This window comes from Streptomyces sp. 3214.6 (assembly GCF_900129855.1).
Taxonomy (GTDB): Bacteria; Actinomycetota; Actinomycetes; order Streptomycetales; family Streptomycetaceae; genus Streptomyces; species Streptomyces soliscabiei.
Genome location: NZ_LT670819.1, coordinates 6,894,329 through 6,912,647, shown reverse-complemented (window position 1 = coordinate 6,912,647; position 18,319 = coordinate 6,894,329). Strand labels below are relative to the sequence as shown.

Genomic DNA, 18,319 nt, shown 5'->3' with positions numbered 1-18,319 from the left:
GGATCGGGCCCCGCCGGAAGGCGGGGCCCTTCGCATGAGGAAGGCGGAAAAAGCCCGTGAAGACGCTCTTCGGCACCCTCGCCGACGGCACGGAGATCCACAGCTGGGCTCTGGAGAACGGCGGGACCCGACTGAAGGTCCTCTCCTACGGCGGGATCGTGCAGTCCCTTCAGGTCCCGGACGCAGCCGGCCGGCACGCGAACATCTCGCTCGGCTTCGACACCGTCGAGGAGTACGTCGCGAACTCCCCGTACTTCGGCGCGCTGATCGGCCGCTACGGCAACCGGATCCGCGAGGGCGGGTTCACCCTGGACGGCGAGGCCCACCAGGTCGACGTCAACGACGGCGCCAACAGCCTGCACGGCGGCGCCGACGGTTACGACCGGCGCGTGTGGGACGTGGAGCCGTTCACCGAGGGCTCCGACGTCGGCCTGTATCTGCGCCGCACCAGCGTCGACGGCGAGATGGGCTTCCCGGGCACGCTCACGGCGAAGGTGACGTACACCCTCACCGAGCGCGGCGAGTGGCGCATCGACTACGAGGCCACCACCGACAGGGCCACCGTCGTCAACCTCACCAACCACGTCTACTGGAACCTGGCCGGCGAGGGCAGCGGCACGATCGAGGACCACGAGCTCACGATCGCCGCCTCCCGCTACACGCCCACCGACGCGGGCCTGATCCCCACGGGCGAACTCGCCGAGGTCGCGGGCACCCCCTTCGACTTCCGCGAGCCGAAGACGATCGGCCGCGACCTGCGGGCCGGCCACGTCCAGCAGATCCGGGCCAAGGGCTACGACCACAACTGGGTCCTGGACAAGGGCGTCACCGCCGAGCCGGTGCACGTGGCCACCCTGCGCGACCCGCGCTCCGGCCGCACCCTGAGGATCGCCACCGACCAGCCGGGGCTGCAGTTCTACTCGGGCAACTTCCTCGACGGCACCCTCACCGGCACCGGCGGCCGCACCTACCGTCAGGGCGACGCCCTCTGCCTGGAGACCCAGCACTTCCCGGACTCGCCGAACCAGCCGTCGTTCCCCTCGACGGTGCTGCGCCCCGGGCAGACATACCGGACGACCACGATCCACACGTTCGAAACCTGATCCGCCTTCACGGACAGCCCACAAGTTCTTACCGATTTCCCAACGGTTGAACGGTGTCACCCCCGCCTCCGTATCTACGGGTGGCCCGCGCTCCCCCGCGCGGGCCACCCAATGACGACGGGCCCGGTCGTCCCCGCCGGGCCCGCCCCATACGGAGGTTCCATGGCCGACAACGTCTCCTCGTTGTTCCGCAACACCGCGGCGCACAGCCCGTCGATGGCGGCGCTGACTCGCGAGGGCGGCGAGGGTGTCGGCCCGGTGGACTTCTGCATCCCGTGCAACCCGTACTTCCCGACGCCGGCCATGTTCGACGAGATGGCCGCCCGGCTGCGCGACATCATCACCTACTACCCGAGCAGCGCCGACACGATCACCGCTGAGCTGTGCAGTCTGCTCCAGCTTCCGCCGCAGGCCGTGGCGATGGGCAACGGCTCGACCGAGCTCATCACCTGGATCGACCACCTGCTGGTCCGTGAGTCCCTCGCCATTCCCGTCCCCACCTTCGGCCGCTGGACCGACCAGCCCATGGAGACCGGCAAGCGGGTCGACATGTTCCCGCTCCAGGAGTCCAGCGGCTTCGCCCTGGACCTGGCCCAGTACGCCGAGTTCATCCGCGCCCGCGGCACCCGGGTCGCCGTGATCTGCAACCCGAACAACCCCGACGGCGGCTTTCTGCACAAGCACGCCATCGTGCAGTTCATGGACGCGATGGCCGACCTGGACCTGGTCGTCATCGACGAGTCGTTCCTGGAGTTCGCGGACGCGGAGGCCGAGCCGAGCGTCGTCCAGGAGGCCATGCTCCGGCCGAACGTGATCGTGCTGCGCAGCCTGGGCAAGAACTTCGGCCTGCACGGCATCCGCTTCGGCTACCTGGTCGCCAACCCGGCGCTCGCGGGCAAGGTCCGCTCGATGCTCCCGAAGTGGAACCTCAACTCCTTCGCGGAACACATCGTGTTCATCCTCAAGAACCACGGCGCCGAGTACGCGCAGAGCCTGATGCAGGTCCGCCGCGACCGCCTCGACATGGCGAGCCAGCTCAGCGCGCTGCCGGGCCTGACGGTCTACCCCTCCCAGGGGAACTTCCTCTTCGTACGCCTTCCCGTCGGCGCCGAGGGGACCGTGGTGCGCGACCGGCTGCTCGCCGAGCACCGCATCCTGGTCCGCGAGTGCGGAAACAAGATCGGCTCCTCCAGCCGCTTCCTGAGGCTCGTGGTGCGCCCCCAGGTGGACGTGCGTCGCCTGGTGTCCGGCCTGGAACAGGTGCTCTACGGGACCAGGAGGGGAGCCCCCGTGCCCGAGCTGAGCGCCGGCGCCGGCTACAGCTCGGGCACGGCGGCAGTGGACCGGCTGGTCACCAACGGGGCGGGCATGCAGGGCCTTGCCGCTCAGGCCATGGGCATGCCGGCGCCGGGGCTGGTCGCGGCCACGGCCGCGGCTGCCCCGGCGATGCCAGCTCCGGCGGCGCAGCCGTCTCCGTCCGACGGTGCGGGCATGCCGATGCCCGCGGCCGCGCAGATCTTCCCCCAGTCGGTACCCGCACCGGCCCCTGCCCCTGCCCCGACTCCCGCCCCCGTGCCGGCGGCGGCTCCACCGATGGCTCCGGCGGCGGCGATGACGCCTGCGGCCATGGCACCCGCGATGGCCCCCGCGGCAATGGCCCCGGCAATGGCTCCCGCGGCCATGTCACCCGCAGCCATGGCGCCTGCGATGACTCCGGCCGCCATGGCGCCGGCCATGGCCCCCCCGATGGCGCCCACCGCCCCGCCGATGGGGCCCACCCCCACCGGCGTTCCGGCCCGCGGCGGCCTCACCGCCGCCCAGGTCCGCGGCACCAACGGCCTCTCCCCCGCGGCGGCCACCGGCTGGCCCAACGCCCAGAGCTGGCCGAACGCGGCGGGAATGGGACAGGCGGGCTGAGTGGCGGACCGGGGTCGGGTCAGTAGGCGACGGGCCATCCGGTGGTCCAGTTCAGCAGGTTGATGCCGAGCTTGGGTGTGCCGTTGTCGTTGCCGTCGTAGTAGCGGTAGACGATCAGGTCGCCGTCGCTGTCGTGCATGATCGACTGGCCGCCGGGGCCGATGTAGCGCCCGTGCGACTCCAGCACCGGGGCGCCGCCGTTGTCGGTCATGGCGACGCCGCTCTTGTCGTAGTACGGCCCGGTGACGCTGGTGGCGCGGCCGACCTTGACCAGTCTTCGAAAGAGCCGAGGCTCCCGGCCGACTGGCTGTCGGTCGGGAGCCTCGGCTCTTTCTGCTTCAGGTCACACGCCGGAGGCTGGATGGTCGTCCAGCCAGCGGCGGGCCGCCGCCTTGTCCTGCGGGCCGCAGAGGGAGGAATCCGACTGCACCACCCACCCGGCGAACTTCCGCAGCACCTGCGACCGGTGTGGTTCCTTCACCACGACCGTGCCGATCGAGAACTGACTCGTGGTCGCGCCCAGCAGGACGCTCCCGTCCAGCGAGAGCATGGTGAACTCAGGGCGGCAGTGGGTGCTGCCGAGCGGGCCGGCGGCGCCCTCGCCCATGACGTCCCAGTCGGGCCTCAACTCCACACAGACCCAGGACGAACCGGCGGCGAGGAAGAACCGGGCGTCCTCCGCCCGGAAGAGCCCCTCCTCGACCGCCAGCCGGTACCAGTCGGCGTTCGCCTTCCGATGCAGTTCCGGGTCGTCGATGTCCGCCCAGGCCTCACCGCGGCGCTCCTCCCGGGGGACGCTCATCAGCTGGCCAGTCACCAAGGAAGGGATGAACCCCTCCGGGTCACCGCAGCCGTCCCGGACCACGAGCCCGGCCTTCGCCAGGCCCGCCGTCCATTCGCTCGTTCCTGCGCTTCGACTGGTCATCTCAGGATTTCCTCTCACCGAACCCGAACGTCCCGTGTAGGCGGCCCGTGCCGTGTAGACCGTCGCGCCCACCCACCTGAGGTACTTGCGCGGAGTCCCGTCCCAGCCGTTCCCCGGCCCGTGAAAACGGCCGCCGGACGACGAAGCCCCCGGCCGACTGGCTGTCGGCCCGGGGCCTCGTTCGCTTTCGTTCGGTGCCGCCTGGCGTCAGCCGATCTCCAGCTCGATGCCGAAGTGGTCCTTCACGTTCTGGGCCATCTCCTCGTCGGCCACCCGAGGAATCCTGCGAGCCCACCACTCGGGGCCACCGCCCGGCACCGCGAACCCTGCGTTGAGGAGTTCCCTGAACTTCCCGTCGATCCGGGCCACTTCCGCGGCGAACCAGTCGATCTCCGCGGTCTCCCGGATGACGGGATCGTCCAGTACTCCCTGCAGGAACCGTCTCACCGAGAGCTCGTCCCAGTATTCGAACAACGTCCCCGCGTAGCCGTCGCAGGCATCGTCGAGGTAACCGTAGTAGCCCGTGCTGGGGTCGAACCGGTGCATGGCACCACTGGGCGTCCGCACTGTGATGGAGCTGTCCGGTCCATCGCCGTGCATGAAGTCCCCGGCCGCCTCTCGATACGCCTTCCGACCACCGAGCCTGTCGAATTCCGGCAGGCTCGCATCCCACGCCTGCGGTTCACGCACGCGCGTCGCGGTGACCGTCGTCGCCTTGGCGGACGAGGCGAGGTCCCGGCCGACAGGCTGTCGGCCGGGACCTCGGTCCTTCGCTATTCGCTCCGGGCACGCACGAGAGCGTCGGTGGCCTCACGTAGAGCCGTCTTCAGCCTTTCCCGCTCGTCCCGCACCTGATCAATCTTGCGGTCCGAGGCCTGATAGGCCGTCTCGAACTCCACCCATGCCTCGTAGGCGAGGCGCAGTCCCTCGTTCGGGGCGACGCCCCGCTCGAACTGCTGCCGGAAGCCGAGGGGCGGCTCGTGACCGCCCATCCACAGTTCGAACCTGGCGTGCTCGGCCATGAACAGCGCGGCGAGTTCGACCACGTCGTTACCGACGATGTTGCTGCCGATCACCTGCACCCCAAGGTTGAGAGGCGGTGACGCGGTCGGGGTGAGCAGGCGTTCGGGCGCGTCCCAGCCCTGCGGCAGATTCCTCAGCCATTCGTACTCGTCCGACACCGTCACAGCTTCCTTCGCTCGAACATGGTTTCCAGGAGCCAACCCGCGATGCGCTGCGATCTGCTTTCCGGAACGGTGTATCCCCCGGCCCTGAGGATCGCCGCGCAGTACGTCACGCAGTTGTTCGTGTCATTGTTGTGCGGGCCCCGGTTGTTGTCGTCCAGGAAGTACCTCTGTGCCCTCATGGCGTTCCGGGCGTTCGGCAGAGGGATTCGGATGACGTCGGTGCCGGGAGCATGCGGCCGGTCCCGCCTGCCGACGATGGAGTCCTGTCCGGGCCGGGAACCCGCCTCGGTGTGCAGCGTCTCACCGTTGTGCGTCACCGAGATGGAGGCGTGCCCCTGCGCCATATCCAGGTACACGTCCGCATACCCCGCGTCCCCGCAGTTGTGCGCCAGGACCGGTGCCGCCCCCACGAGCACGTAGTACGTGTGGACGTCCGTGACGGTCAGGTTGTGGACCGTGGCCTTCTTCGCCGTCCATGCCTCGACCGCGCCGATCTGGATCCAGGCGCCCGAGGACGTCTGGAGCCACTGGCCCGGCTTCAGCTCACCGGCGTCGACCCATTCCCGCAGGGACGGCACCCAGAAGGGGTGGCCGGCCGTCGCGGTGACCGTCGTCGCCTCGGCGTCGGCGGTCGAGCCGTCGTGGACCGTCAGGGTGATGCGGACCAGGTCCTTGCTGCCCTTGCCGATGATCGTCGCCGTGGCCGTCTGGACAGTGGTCTTGCCCGTCCTCGGGTCGGTGGCGACGACCTTGTCGCCGGCCTTGACCTTCTCGATCGGCTTCGTCGAGCCGTCGGCCATCAGGACCTTCGTCCCGGGCACGAAGCTGTTGACCTCGCAGGCCTGGGCCTGGACCTCTTCCTTGACGGTCTCCTTGACCTCCTCCCGGACCTCCTTCGCGACCTTCTTCACCGCCCGCTTCACCTGCGACGGCTTCGGACGGGGCTTCGGCTGTGAACGGGGCTTGGCGCGCGGCTTCGGACGGGCCGCCGCCTTGCGGGCCGCGGCCCGCCGGGCCGCCGCCTTCTTCGCCGCCGCCCGGGCCGCGCGGGCGCGGGCCTGGGCTGCCGCCTTGCGGGCCGCCGCCCGCTTGGCCGCCGCGCGGGCCGCGGCCTTGCGCGCCGCGGCTCGCTTCGCCGCGGCCGCCTTGCGGGCCGCCTCCCGCTTCGCCTTCGCCGCCGCGCGCTTCGCGGCCTCCAGGGCGCGCTTGCGGGCCAGCGCCGCCGCCCGACGGGCCGCCGCCTGCGCCGCCTTGCGGGCCGCGATGATCGCCGCGCGGCGGGCTGCCGCGCGGATCGCCGCCTGGATGGCGATGCGGGCCGCGATGCCGGCCAGGACCACGACCGGGAAGAACTCGCCCGAGGGGTCGGAGAAGGTGGCCGGGGCGTTGTTGCTGTAGGCGTACGCGTTCATCGTGGCCGGCTGGCCGTAGTCGACCATGGGGTCGACCTGGAGGAACCGGCCCGTCGCCGGGTCGTAGTCACGGGCTCCGAGGCGGGTCAGGCCGGTGTCCTTGTCGACCGTGCCGCCGACGAAGCCGCGCTGTCCGGGCCAGGCGGCGGGCTGCTGCCCCCGGGCCTCGCCGAACGGCATCGACTTGCGCCGTGTGACGCCCATGGCCGGGTCGACCATGTCCACGACCGTGTGGGACGTGCCGTGGTGGTCGGCGAGCATCAGCTGACGGGCGCCGCCGGTCGCGCGGACCGTCGTCGATCCGTCGGGGTGCGGATAGAACCGTTCCGCCTTCGCGCTGTCGTTGGCCGCGTTGACGGTCAGCTCCGCCTCGGCCAGGTACAGCGTGCGGCTGCCGTCCGCGCCGGTGCGGATGAGGCGTTCGCCGTTCGCGCCGTAGAGGTACGACGTGGTCTTCGCACCGCCGCCCTCGACCGGTTCGGTCACCTTGCGCAGCTGGCCCTCGACGTCGTACTCGAACGTCTGGTCGGTGCCGCCGTTCTGGCGTCCGACGGTGTTGCCGGCCTTGTCGTAGGCGAAGGTGCTGAGGCGTTCGCCCTGCGGGCCGACGGACTTGATCTCGGCCAGTGCGGTGGGGCCGCCGACGCCCGCCTTGCCGTACAGGTACGAGCGGGTGACGTCCTTCGCCGGGTCGCCGGTCGTGTCGTGCTCGACGAGCGTCTTGCGGTTGCCCGCCTCGTCGTACTGGTACGACTGCCAGTAGGCCTCCGGACCGCCGACCGTTTCCTTGGTCGGGGTCGCGGCGCACTCCTCCGTCTTCGCCGTCCACGCCGAGGTCATCTGGCGCAGCTTGTCGTACACGAAGCACTGGGTGTCCGTCTTGCCCGCGTCCGGGGAGGCGCTGCCGGGCACGTCGGTGATCCTGGTGACGTTGCCGGCCTCGTCGTAGCCGAACCGGGTCTCGCTGATGCGGCCCGGGGCGAGCGAGCGGTCGAAGGTCGCCGACTGCAGGCGGCGCGTGAACTCGTCGTAGACGTACGAGCCGTAGACCTTCTTGCCGGCCGGGCCGGCGTCCGTGCGCAGGACCTCGCCGAACGCCGAGTAGTCCACGCCCGCCAGATAGGCCGAGGCGCCGGCGATGGAGATGGGCAGGCCGTCGGAGTTGTAGCGGAAGACGACCCGCTCGGTCGTCAGGCCGCCGAGGCCGGGAACCTCCACCCAGGCGAGGTTGCCGGTCGGGGTGTAGGAGTAGCTGTACTCGTAGGAGCCGGCGAGGCCGGTCTCCTCCGTCGGGATCACCGTCTTGGACGACTTCACCCGGTAGGCGTTGTCGTAGGCGGTGATCTCTTCGCGGTACTCACGGCCGCCCTCGTAGCGGATCTGCGCGGTGGGCAGGCCCTTGCCGAGGGAGTCGTACGTCCACTCCAGGCGCTTGGGGCCGGTGTCGCTGCCCTCGCGCAGGGTGGTCGGCCGGCCGCCGCCGTCATACGTGGTGACGAGGGTCCGCTGGAACGGGTCGACGGTCGCGATCACGTTGTCCGCGTTGTCGTACCGCATCTCGGTGCGTCCGCCGTCGGGGTCGACGACCGCGGTCTGGCGGCCCCGTTTGTCGTACTCGAAGGAGGTGGTGGCGCCGCCGGGGGCGGTCACCTTCTCCAGGTTGCCGAGGGCGTCGTACTGGTAGAGGGTGTCCCGCCACTTCGTGCGTGCGCTGTCGGTGTACTCGCGCAGTTTCTCGACGCGGCCCTCGGCGTCCTCGAAGACGGCTGTGACGGTGTCGCCGCCCGGCGGGATCGTCGTGGAGACGTCACCGTCGCGTTCGGTCGTGGTGCGCAGCTTCTCCGTGCCGTGGTAGTAGGTGATGTCGGCGGTGGGCTGGCCCTGGCCGTCAAAGAGGGTGCGGTTCTGGGAGGGGACCTCGTTGTCGCCGACCTGGAGGAGCTTCGCCTCGGGCTCGGCGGTGTTGTAGTACCCCTCGTTCTCCTTCCACTTGCGGCCTGCGCTGTCGTAGAAGGTGTCGTTGACGATGCGGCCCGTGCCGACGGCCTCGTCCTGTGTCTGCCGCTCGCGCATCAGACCGTCGAGGATCTCGTAGGAGACCGCGTACTCGCCGTCGTCCTTCAGGGTGCGCGCGGTGGTGATCGTCGGCCCGTCGCGGCGCACGGCGTAGTCGTACGTGGCCGTCGGGGTCTGGGTCGCCGGGTCGCGGTCGATTTCCCAGACCTTCAGGAGCCTGCCCAGCGGGTCGTACTGCATGGTGGCCGTCTTGCCGTTGGCGTCCGTCTCGGTGAGCGGCAGGCCGCGCACGTCGTCGAAGACCGTGGTCTCGGTGTGCAGCAGCGGGTCGGTGGAGACCTGCTTCGTCGGACGGGCCACGGTCGCGGGCGTGTACTCGACCCATGTCTTGCGGTTGTCCGCGTCCCAGGTCGCGGTCTCGCGGCCGTGGATGTCGTACTCGGTGCGGTCGATGGTGACGTAGCCGTCGCCCTTGCCGTTCAGTTCCTGGACCTCGGTGGGCAGCCCCTTGGTGGGGGCGGCGCCGAAGGCCAGGTTGTCGTAGAACGTGCGGGTGTCCTCGACGACTTCGCCGCCGATGGTGCCGCACGCGCCGAGCACGGTCTTCTCGCGGGACTCCGACTCGATCAGGTACGCGGTGGTGTTGCGGGCGTAGCCGACGGTGGAGCAGCGGACCTTGCCGCCCGGTGTCTTCTCCTCGACCTCGTACGGCAGGCCGTAGCTGTCGTACTTTGTGGTCTCGGTGGAGGTGCGCCAGGTGTCGCCCTTGACGCGTTCGCGGGTGCGGACGCTCTCCGGGCGGGTCATCCACGCTTCCAGGGGTGTGGTTCCGGCGCGGGTACGGGTGGCCGTTCTCACCGCCCAGGGGGTGGTGACGGTCGCCGAGTCGACGGGGCCGCCGTCGGACTCGTAGGCGATCTGCTCCAGCAACTGTCCCTGGTACTGCGGAAGATCGGCGTACGACGTGCCCTCGCTGTCGGTGACGAACGAACTGCGGGTCCCGGAGGGCAGTTTGTCGCCGTGCAGGCCGCGGAAGTAGCGGTGCTCGGTGAGCTGCTTGACGTCGTCGCCGCCGCCCTGGCGGGTGCGGACGCGTTCGTAGCCGCGGTACTGCGACCAGGTGCGGTGCTTGTTCTCGGTGAACTCGCTGTCGTCGTAGGCCCATCCGGCGCCGCCGAGGAACTCGTAGCTGGTCACCTTGGCGGGGCTGTCGGTGACCAGGTCCTCCTCGCGGACCTCGGTGACGACGTACTTGTGGAACCAGTCCTTCACCGGGTTGAGGGCGCCCTTGGGCGTCCAGTACTGCGGGAAGCAGCGCATGGTGTTGGACTCGGGGGACGCCGGCATCCGCTTGGGCTCCAGGGCCCGGCAGTCGCGCGCCGAGTAGGTGACGCCGATGCGGCCGCCGGTCTCGGTGTCGATGGCGTGCACCCGGTAGCGGGAGAAGGGCGGCAGGCCCTCCACCTTGTCGACGCGGTTGTCGAGCTGGATGCCGGCGAAGGTGACCTTCGGCATCGCGGCGGTCGCGCCGGCGCCGTGGCCGGTGCGGGCGATGGCGTCCAGCCACAGGGCCGGGGAGGTGCCGTCGCCGGTGGCCGGGTAGGACTGCTCCAGGGCCCAGGAGTCGACGGTCTTCAGGGCGCTGCCGGAGAGCACGCTGGTGGTGATCTTCGTCAGGCGCTTGGTGGTCCAGAACGTCGGGGAGTACTTGTCGGTGCACTTGGCGCCCGACGCGCACTCCTGGTCCAGCGGCACGTCCGGCCAGTTCTTGGCGTTGGCGGCGGTGCGTTTGGCCTCGGCGCAGTCGAACGTCGTGGTGGGGATGCAGCGTTCGGCGGTGGTGAAGGCGACCCGGCCGGCCGGCTGGACGCCGAACAGCTTGTCGGAGCGCAGGCCGTAGTCGATGCGGGCGAGCTGCGCGGAGCGGGTGTAGGAGATCTGCTGGTCGGCCTTCATGTTCTGGCCGTAGAAGTTGGTCTCCTTGGTCCACCACAGGGTCATGGCGTCACCGAGCGGGTCGACCACGTAGTCCAGGTTCCAGCGGTAGGCCTGGGCGCAGTCGGAGTCGATGAACGCGGTGGCGTGGCAGGGCTCGCCCGGGTGGTTGCCGAACACCGGGACGGTGAGTGCCGAGTTGGTGACGGTGCCGTCGGGGGCGTTCGGCAGCTTGTTCAGGCCGAAGTGGTACTGGGTGCCGTCGGTGGTGGTCAGGACCCAGTGCTCGCCGTCCTTGGCGCCGTTGGCGGCGCCGGTCTTGCGCTGGAGGCGGGAGCCGTCGTCGTCGGCGGGGCGCCAGTCGTCGGTGCCGTCCTTCTTGACGAGTTCGGTGGTGTTGCCGCCCAGGGACATCACGACGTGGTCGGAGCCCCAGCACAGGTCTCCGCTGTCACCGGAGTTGTTGGGCTTCTGCTCGACGCCCTTGTCGTCCTTGATCGGATCCTTGTCGTCCGAGCAGGAGCGGAAGCGGCGCTCGATGTAGCCGGGCTCGTAGTCCCAGCCCTCGGCGATCCAGGAGGACTGCGCGTTGGTGGAGGCGGTACGGCCGTCCACGGCCTGGGAGGAGTAGGAGAGTTCGACCTCCGGCTGCGGACCGCCGGGGACCTCGGGGGCCTCGATCGGGTAGCTCCACGAGAAGCCGCCGGAGGAGGAGCCCGCCATCCAGGAGCCGGACGGCGACAGCGAGGTCGCCGCGTGACTGCCCCCGGGGCCGGAGGCCTCGGCGGCGGCGGCGAACACGGCGGGCGCGGCGCTCGCGGCGGCCAGGTCGGCGCTGCCCGAAACGGTGTGCGCGGACGCGTCGTTGGCGCCGGGCAGCGCGCTGCGGGTACGGCAGCGCTCCAGCTCGGGTGTGGTCAGCGCGCAGGCCGGAAGCCGGTAGAGGCGGAGCCGGGAACCCCAGTCGCCGCCGTAGGTGTCCTTGAACGAGGCGTAGTCCAGCTCGAGTTCGACCGTGCCGGACGCGGCGGGACCGAGGCCGTTCTTCGCGGGAGCCGCCGTGAACAGCAGTCCCTGCACCCCGGCCTTGCGGGCGGCGGTCGCGTCCTTGACCTGGACCTGGACGGCGCTGCCGGGATCCGCGGCGGCAGCACGGGCCGCCTTGGCCGCCTGGGCCGCGGGCTGACGGACCTTCACCGGGCCGGCCTGTACGGGAGTCGCTCCCGGCGTCGTACCCGGTTCGGCGCCGGCGGTCAGCGGCGCCCGCTTCGGCAGCTTGTCGCGCCGGTCGGTGACCAGGGTGGTGAAGGTGCGGGCGGGGACGGTCCCCGCGGCGGGCTTGAAGGCGCCCGTGGCCTCGTCGCGCGTGGCGGGCCGCTTCTTGCTGAAGTCCCGGCCCGGGACGGACGGATCGCGCTTGACGTCGGAGATCCGGGTGCTCCCCGAGGCGGCGCTCGCGTCGTCGGGTATCAGCCCGATGAACAGCACGAGCCCCACGAACAGGGACGTGAATCTGGTCCAGTGACCGAAATAGCGCAATTGTCTTATCAAGTGGTCCACAAAAGAACCTCCCCCTCACTCTGTGTGACCGAGTGTTGAACGGTCAGACAGTAAGCGCTGTCGATCACCCTGACAAGTAATGCGCAGGCAATGCGGCAATCCCCACTTTCGCCATACCTTGGCAAAGAACTGGCCATGTCGCGTGTACTGTTCGGCGACGCGGCCCAGGTGAAAGGGCTCGCGGCGGCCCCCGGGACGGGGCTCGCACGGCAACGGACTCCGGGGGGATTCGCCCATGCCAGACACATCCCGAAGACAGCGCCGGACGCGCCGGAACGGGCGCTCGGCGCGCCTCGCGCTCGTCGCGGCGCTCGCCGGCGGGACGCTCGGGCTGACGCCGCTCACCGCGGTCGCGACCGACACCGCCGGCTCGGCCACCGACTCCGCGACGGTGGCCGCGGACGCCGAACAGGACGCCCTCCGGCAGGCCGCCGAGACCGGTGAGCCCGTGGAGCTGGTGTCCGAGCGCACCGAGACCAGCGAGACTCACGCACTACCCAACGGCAACCTCCGCCACACCCAGCACACCCTGCCCGTGCGCGTGAAACGCGAGGGTGCATGGACGCCGGTGGACACCACGCTCGCCGAGACGGCCGGCCGGATCCAGCCCAAGGCGGCACCCGGCCGGGTCACGTTCTCGGCCGGCGGCGACAACCGCCTCGTCACCCTCTCCGACCGTGCCGGCAAACTGGCCCTGACCTGGCCGAAAGACCTTCCCGAGCCGGTGCTCGACGGCCCCACGGCGACCTATCGGGAGGTCTTCCCGGGCGTCGACCTGGCCGTGAAGGCGAGCGTGGACGGTTTCAGTCAGGCGCTGATCGTGAAGACTCCCGAGGCGGCCGACCGCCCGGAGCTCGCGCAGATCGGCTTCGGCCTGCGCACCGAGGGCCTGGACCTGCGTGAGGACGCGGAGACGGGCACGCTCAGCGCGGTCAACGCGGCCGGGCAGACCGTGTTCGCCTCCTCCACGGCCCGGATGTGGGACTCGTCGGGGACGGCGGAACAGGCCCCGGCGCTCAAGAGCCTGCGCTCGACCGCAGCCGGAACGGCGTCCACGGCCGGCCCCGTCTCCGGCCCCGTCTCCGACCCCTCCCCGCTCACCCCGGGCACCAAGAGCAGCGAGGTCGGCGTGGAAGTGGCCGACGACCGTGTTGTCCTGACACCCGATCAGAACCTGCTCGACGCCCCGGACACCGAGTTCCCGGTCTACATCGACCCTCGGATGACCGGCACCCGCGAGGCCTGGACGATCGCCTACAAGCCGCATCCGACGAGCAGTTACTGGAACGGCACGGGCTGGGACGGCGGTACGACGAGCGAGGCGCGCGTCGGCTACGAGTCGTCCACGGGCGGCACGGCCCGCTCCTTCTTCCGCGTGGGCTCCAAGTTCCTGGCGGGCGTGAAGGTGATCGACGCGCAGTTCCAGATCACCGAGACGCACTCCTGGTCCTGCACGCCCAAGCCGGTAGAGCTGTATCTGACGGGGTCGATCAGCTCGTCGACCACCTGGAACAAGCAGCCCTCCTGGTCGACGCGCCAGGACAGCCGCAGCGTCGCGCACGGCAATGAGACGTTCGGCTGCCCGAACGCGGCGGTCGACTTCGACGCGAAGGACGCGGCCGTCAAAGCCGCGGCGAGCAAGTGGTCGAACATCACCTTCGGTCTGCGGGCCCCGCAGAGCGCGGAGGACAACAAGGACGAGTACAGCTGGAAGAAGTTCAAGCCGGATGCCAAGCTGATCGTCGAGTTCAACCGGCTGCCGAAGGCCCCGTGGGCCCTGGACACCATCCCCAGCACCAAGGTGAGCACCACCGAGTGCGGCAACGGCTCCTCGTACGTGACGGTCGGCAACACGGACGTCACGCTCACCGCGCAGGCCTGGGACCCGGACGGCGGGGCGGTGAACGTCCAGTTCCACCTGTGGGCCACCGGCAAGCACGACGTGTCGCCCGGGATCATCTTCGACAAGCGGGTGAAGGTCACCGTCAAGTCGACCGACTCCAAGGGCGCGCAGGCGCGGGTCGTCGTGCCGAAGTCGCTGCTCGACCAGCACAAGGGCGCGAGCGGCGGGCAGTTCTCGTGGAAGGCGCAGGCCGAGGACACCGCTGACGCGGCCTTCGCCTCCGACTGGACGCCGACGCAGGGCGCGCCCGGCTGCCGTTTCGGCTTCGACCCGACCGCGCCGACGGTGATGCCGACCGTCGACTCCAAGGACGACCTGTACCCCGAGACGACGCCCGACATCGAGCCGGTCGAGGGCGCGCTGGCGCGCACCGAGGGCGTGTTCGAGTTCGGCGCCAACGGCGTGTCGGACACCGCCGAGTACCTGTACGGCCTGGACCGCACCCCGCCGAGCAGTTCGGCGAAGCCGACGACGAAGGGTGGCCCGGCGCAGGCGAAAATCACCCCGCTCACGCCGGGACCGCACACGCTGTACGTCCGTTCCGTGGACGCGGCGAAGAATCCCGGCCCGATCTACCCGTACCGCTTCTACGTCAAGAGCCCCGGTGTGACGGACAAGCCCGGTGACGTCAACGGTGACGGCATGCCGGACCTGTTCGCCGTGGACGGCTCGAACAACCTGCGACTGTACGGCGGGACGGGCAGCGGCAAGGTGGACACGATGATCCCGCTGTCCTCCGGCGGCGGCTGGAACGGGGCGCTGCTGACGCACCGGGGCGACTGGTCGCTGGACTTCTACGAGGATCTGGTGGCCCGGCGCTCCGACGGCAAGCTGTGGCTCTATCCCAACAACGGGCAGGGCGAGTTCACCGAGGACACCAAGCAGGAGGTGTACGTCTTCCCGGACCCGGAGACGGAGGTGGCGACGGACACGGCAGCCATCAAGCAGATCGTCTCGGTCGGCGACATCACGCCCGACAGCGAGCTCCGGAATCCCGACTTCGTCGCGGTGATCGGCGACCAGTTGTGGTTCCTGCCCGGCCAGGCGAGCGGCACGGTCGACTCCGGCTATCTGATCGGGAACTCGGGCTGGAGCGGCATGCAGCTCGCCTCCCCGGGCGATGTGGACGGCGACGGCTTCACCGACCTGATCGGCCGCAACACGGCCAACGGCGAGGTGTGGCTGTACCACGGGCGCAGTCCGGGCGACGCGGACGGCGACGGGGTCTCCGACGGCGGCACCGATCCGGCGTCGCTGGGCGCGGGCGCCAACCGGACGGCGTACGCGACCGGTTGGACGACGGCGGCCCGGCCGCTGATCACCGCCTCGGGCGACACCAACGGCGACGGGGTCTCCGATCTGTGGACCACGACGGCCAACACGTCGGCGGGCCTGGAGTTCGTGCCGGGCCGGGCGAGCGGGCTCGTGGGCACCCCGGTGGCGGTCGGCACGACGGGCTGGCAGGCGATCAAGTCGCTGTCCTGACAGCCGCCCGGTAATCCCCTTCTCCGCATCTGACTGGACGTCACCTCGACTGGGGTGGCGTCCAGTCGGCGTTCGGCCAACCAGTTTCGGACAGGCGGGTTTTACGACACCTCCGAGATGGCCGACGATCGCCCCGACCCGGCGAAGTGGGCTTGTCAGGCGCACCGTTACCAGGCCCCGTCACATTGCCGAAACGTGCCCTCAAACCGGCCCGGCCGCCCGGCTCGATGGGGTATGAACTCCCCTGTGACAGAAACGGCCGATGCTGCTGTGAGGCGAAATGGTTGGCGAGGCAACGATGTTGTGGCCAGAACCAGCCATTCCCCGAAGTGCCCTCACACCGCACCATAAGATGCATGAATAGCGACACATCCACACGGGAACTGTCAGTGCCGAGTGTGTTGTGCCCGTTTCCGGTCACGTACGACGAGTCGGCGGCTCGCAAGGCGGACGACGACATCGTTGCCTGGGCGCTCAGCCTCGATCTCTTCCCGGGGCAGCGGAACGAGCTGGACGGGTACCGGTTCGGCACGTTCGCCGCGCTGACGCACCCTGACGCGGTCGACCAGGATCACCTGATGCTCGCGGCCCGGAACATGACCGCCCTGTTCGCCGCGGACGACCACTACTGCGACGAGGGCATCGAAGGCGTCCACCTCGCCATGAGCGCCTCACGGCTCGCGGGTGCGCTCACCGCGCTGGAGAACGGCCCCCGGCTGCCCGACTGCCCCTCGGTCGAGGCCTTCGTCGCCGGCGACCCGGTGACCCGTGCGCTCCGCGAGACCGCGGAACACGTCACCCGCCTCGGCACGCCGGCGCAAGTGGGCCGACTGCGCCACGAGACGATCGCCACCTTCCTCGCGATGGCGGCCGAAAACTCCTGGCGTATCGCCGGGCACGTACCCGAACCCGCGGAGTACCTGGCTCATCGGAAGTACAACGGGGGCATGGCCTGTCTGGTCCTCATCGACGTCGTCGGCGGCTACGAACTGTCCGTCCGCGACTGGGAATCGCCGGGGGTCCGCGACCTGTCCCTCGCCGCCTCCCTCATGATCATGCTGGTCAACGACCTGTACTCGGTCGCCAAGGAGAGCGCCGACATAGGCAGTCACAGCCTGCCCACCGTGCTCGCAGCACGCCACGGCTGGTCCATCGAACGCAGCATGTGCGCGACCGGTGAGCTCCACGACGACCTCATGCGCGACTATCTGTGTCTGGAACCCGAGGTCAGGCACGACGCCTCGCCCGAACTCGCCCGCTACCTCACCGGCCTGCGGCACTGGATGCGGGGAAACCTCGAATGGCACACCCTCACCGGGCGCCACAACAACCGCGCAGGACGCCCCACCCCCAGGACGGGGCCGCTGGGTCCCACCCACGACCGGCTCACGGCCGACGCGCGCTCCTCGGCCGCCGCGACCGGCGTCTGCCGCCACTGCGGCGACCGGCACGACCCGGCCAGGGCGGTCGCGTGAACCGGCCCGGCTCCCCCGCCGCGTGGGCCGGTTTCGTGGCGCACGCGGCGAGGTGAGGCGCTCCGACTACTTGCCCGGGCACTCCTTCCACGCCATGTGGTAGATGGTGCTGAGGTCGCCGTCGGTCGAGTCCATCGTCATGAAGCTGACCTTGCTCGACGGCGAGGTGCCCGCGTTGACCCGGAGTTCGGTGTTGATGTTGAAGTTGCGCTGAACGCCACAGGGCGCCCAGACCAGTTGGGCCCAGTCGGTGGTGTCGGTCGCCTGCCAGTTGTCGCTGTAGGCGCCGTTGAAGTTGTGGTTCTTGAACACCGTCTGCGACGAGCCCTGGAAGTAGTACGAGGCGCGCTGCACGGCGGTCGCGCCGGACTGCAGTGAGGCGTAACCGCGGTAGTCCGCCTTGGCGATGGCGTACGTGAAGCCCGACGGCACGTGCACGATCAGGTTGAGCTGGCAGTTCTTGCGGAACGCCGTGGGGTTGGAGCCTCCACCGACCTGGGCGAGATAGTCGCTGTAGGTCACGGTGAAGGCGGTGTTGTCCTCGGAGACGGCGACGGCCGCGGTACCGGCGGGACAGCCGGAGCCGTTCACCGTGGCGACGTCGATGACGATCTTGTCCGGGGGCGGGTTGTCGAAGACGGGGGACGAGTTGTGCGCGGGTATCGCCGCGGTGAGGAGCGCGGCGACCGCGCCGCCCAGGAGCAGCCCACTTGCCATGGTGATTCTCCTTGGTTCAACGGAACACCTGTGGAGTTCCTGTGAAGAACTGGGGGGGCGCTCGCATCGTAGGGAGGCCCTCGGGGCACGCCCAGGTCGAACTCCGGCCATTCACCCCGTCCCGTTCACACCACCCGACCACCCGACCACCCGACCACCGGGCCACCGGACATCCGGGCACCCGACCACCGGACCCACCGCGGGCTACGGGTTCTCCCACGCGGCCGGTTCCGCTGCCAGCTCCTTCACCGGAGTCGGCAGCGCGTCCGCCGCGATGTCGGCGATCGTGACGCCCTCCAGGATCCGCCGCACGTTCGCCCGCAGCGCGATCCACAGCGGCAGCAGGGGCTGCGCGGATCCCGTGTAGGTCAGGCCCGTCGGACGTTCCCCGCGTACGGAGACGATCGGGCCGTCCACCGCCCTGATGACGTCCGCGACCGTGATCGCCGCCGGATCGCGGGCCAGCCGATAACCGCCGCCCCCGCCGCGCCGGCTGTCGACGATCCCGCCGCGCCGCAGGTCGCCGAGGATCCCCTCCAGGAACTTGTGCGGAATGTCCTGCTCGGCGGCGATCGACTCCGCCTTCACCGGGTCCCCACCGCCCTGCCGTACGGCAAGCTCCAGTACCGCCCGCACCGCGTAGTCCGCCCGCGCCGAGATCCTCATGACCCCATTGTGAGGTCC

At 70.1% G+C, this 18,319-nt stretch carries 9 protein-coding genes and 2 pseudogenes; 4 read left to right on the top strand and 7 right to left on the bottom strand.

Annotation, left to right across the window (positions count from 1 at the left end):
- Window positions 1-47: 47 nt before the first annotated feature.
- Window positions 48-1,103: pseudogene (locus tag B5557_RS31220) on the top strand (aldose epimerase family protein); the annotation flags it as partial.
- A gap of 162 nt (window positions 1,104-1,265) precedes the next feature.
- The gene (locus B5557_RS31215; protein WP_079662576.1) at window positions 1,266-3,020 is read left to right on the top strand and encodes a pyridoxal phosphate-dependent aminotransferase; all 1,755 of its coding nucleotides are present in this window, start codon (window positions 1,266-1,268) and stop codon (window positions 3,018-3,020) included.
- 19 nt (window positions 3,021-3,039) lie between these two features.
- Here B5557_RS31215 and B5557_RS31210 read toward each other — a convergent pair.
- The 5 genes and pseudogenes from B5557_RS31210 to B5557_RS31190 all read right to left on the bottom strand — a co-directional run.
- A pseudogene (locus B5557_RS31210) lies at window positions 3,040-3,291 on the bottom strand (family 43 glycosylhydrolase); the annotation flags it as partial.
- A 72-nt stretch (window positions 3,292-3,363) separates the two neighbouring features.
- A complete protein-coding gene (locus B5557_RS31205; protein WP_079662575.1) occupies window positions 3,364-3,945 on the bottom strand; it encodes a hypothetical protein in 582 nt (193 codons plus the stop codon).
- Window positions 3,946-4,152: 207 nt separating this feature from the next.
- The gene (locus tag B5557_RS31200; protein WP_079662574.1) at window positions 4,153-4,491 is read right to left on the bottom strand and encodes a hypothetical protein; all 339 of its coding nucleotides are present in this window, start codon (window positions 4,489-4,491) and stop codon (window positions 4,153-4,155) included.
- A 227-nt stretch (window positions 4,492-4,718) separates the two neighbouring features.
- Entirely contained in the window at window positions 4,719-5,126 is a 408-nt protein-coding gene (locus tag B5557_RS31195; protein ID WP_079662573.1) for a hypothetical protein, read from the bottom strand.
- Between the two features lie 2 nt (window positions 5,127-5,128).
- Entirely contained in the window at window positions 5,129-11,992 is a 6,864-nt protein-coding gene (locus tag B5557_RS31190) for a polymorphic toxin-type HINT domain-containing protein (RefSeq protein WP_231976094.1), read from the bottom strand.
- Between the two features lie 298 nt (window positions 11,993-12,290).
- Between B5557_RS31190 and B5557_RS31185 the strand changes: the two genes are divergently transcribed.
- Both B5557_RS31185 and B5557_RS31180 read left to right on the top strand, forming a co-directional pair.
- A complete protein-coding gene (locus B5557_RS31185; RefSeq protein ID WP_079662571.1) occupies window positions 12,291-15,443 on the top strand; it encodes a VCBS repeat-containing protein in 3,153 nt (1,050 codons plus the stop codon).
- Between the two features lie 356 nt (window positions 15,444-15,799).
- Window positions 15,800-16,918: a terpene synthase family protein gene (locus B5557_RS31180; RefSeq protein WP_231976093.1), complete on the top strand. Its 1,119-nt coding sequence runs from the start codon at window positions 15,800-15,802 to the stop codon at window positions 16,916-16,918.
- 66 nt (window positions 16,919-16,984) lie between these two features.
- On the opposite strand, the gene B5557_RS31175 is transcribed toward B5557_RS31180, so the two are convergent.
- Both B5557_RS31175 and B5557_RS31170 read right to left on the bottom strand, forming a co-directional pair.
- Window positions 16,985-17,635, bottom strand: a complete 651-nt coding sequence (locus tag B5557_RS31175) for a DUF4360 domain-containing protein (RefSeq protein ID WP_079662569.1) — start codon at window positions 17,633-17,635, stop codon at window positions 16,985-16,987.
- 204 nt (window positions 17,636-17,839) lie between these two features.
- Window positions 17,840-18,301, bottom strand: a complete 462-nt coding sequence (locus B5557_RS31170) for an RrF2 family transcriptional regulator (RefSeq protein ID WP_079662568.1) — start codon at window positions 18,299-18,301, stop codon at window positions 17,840-17,842.
- Window positions 18,302-18,319 lie beyond the last annotated feature (18 nt).

Excerpts from the sequence above, each read along its gene's own strand:
- B5557_RS31215 (WP_079662576.1), top strand. The coding sequence starts at position 1,266 with ATGGCCGACAACGTCTCCTCGTTGTTCCGCAACACCGCGGCGCACAGC.
- B5557_RS31205 (WP_079662575.1), bottom strand. The coding sequence starts at position 3,945 with ATGACCAGTCGAAGCGCAGGAACGAGCGAATGGACGGCGGGCCTGGCG.
- B5557_RS31200 (WP_079662574.1), bottom strand. The coding sequence starts at position 4,491 with ATGCACCGGTTCGACCCCAGCACGGGCTACTACGGTTACCTCGACGAT.
- B5557_RS31185 (WP_079662571.1), top strand. The coding sequence starts at position 12,291 with ATGCCAGACACATCCCGAAGACAGCGCCGGACGCGCCGGAACGGGCGC.
- B5557_RS31180 (WP_231976093.1), top strand. The coding sequence starts at position 15,800 with ATGAATAGCGACACATCCACACGGGAACTGTCAGTGCCGAGTGTGTTG.
- B5557_RS31175 (WP_079662569.1), bottom strand. The coding sequence starts at position 17,635 with ATGGCAAGTGGGCTGCTCCTGGGCGGCGCGGTCGCCGCGCTCCTCACC.
- B5557_RS31170 (WP_079662568.1), bottom strand. The coding sequence starts at position 18,301 with ATGAGGATCTCGGCGCGGGCGGACTACGCGGTGCGGGCGGTACTGGAG.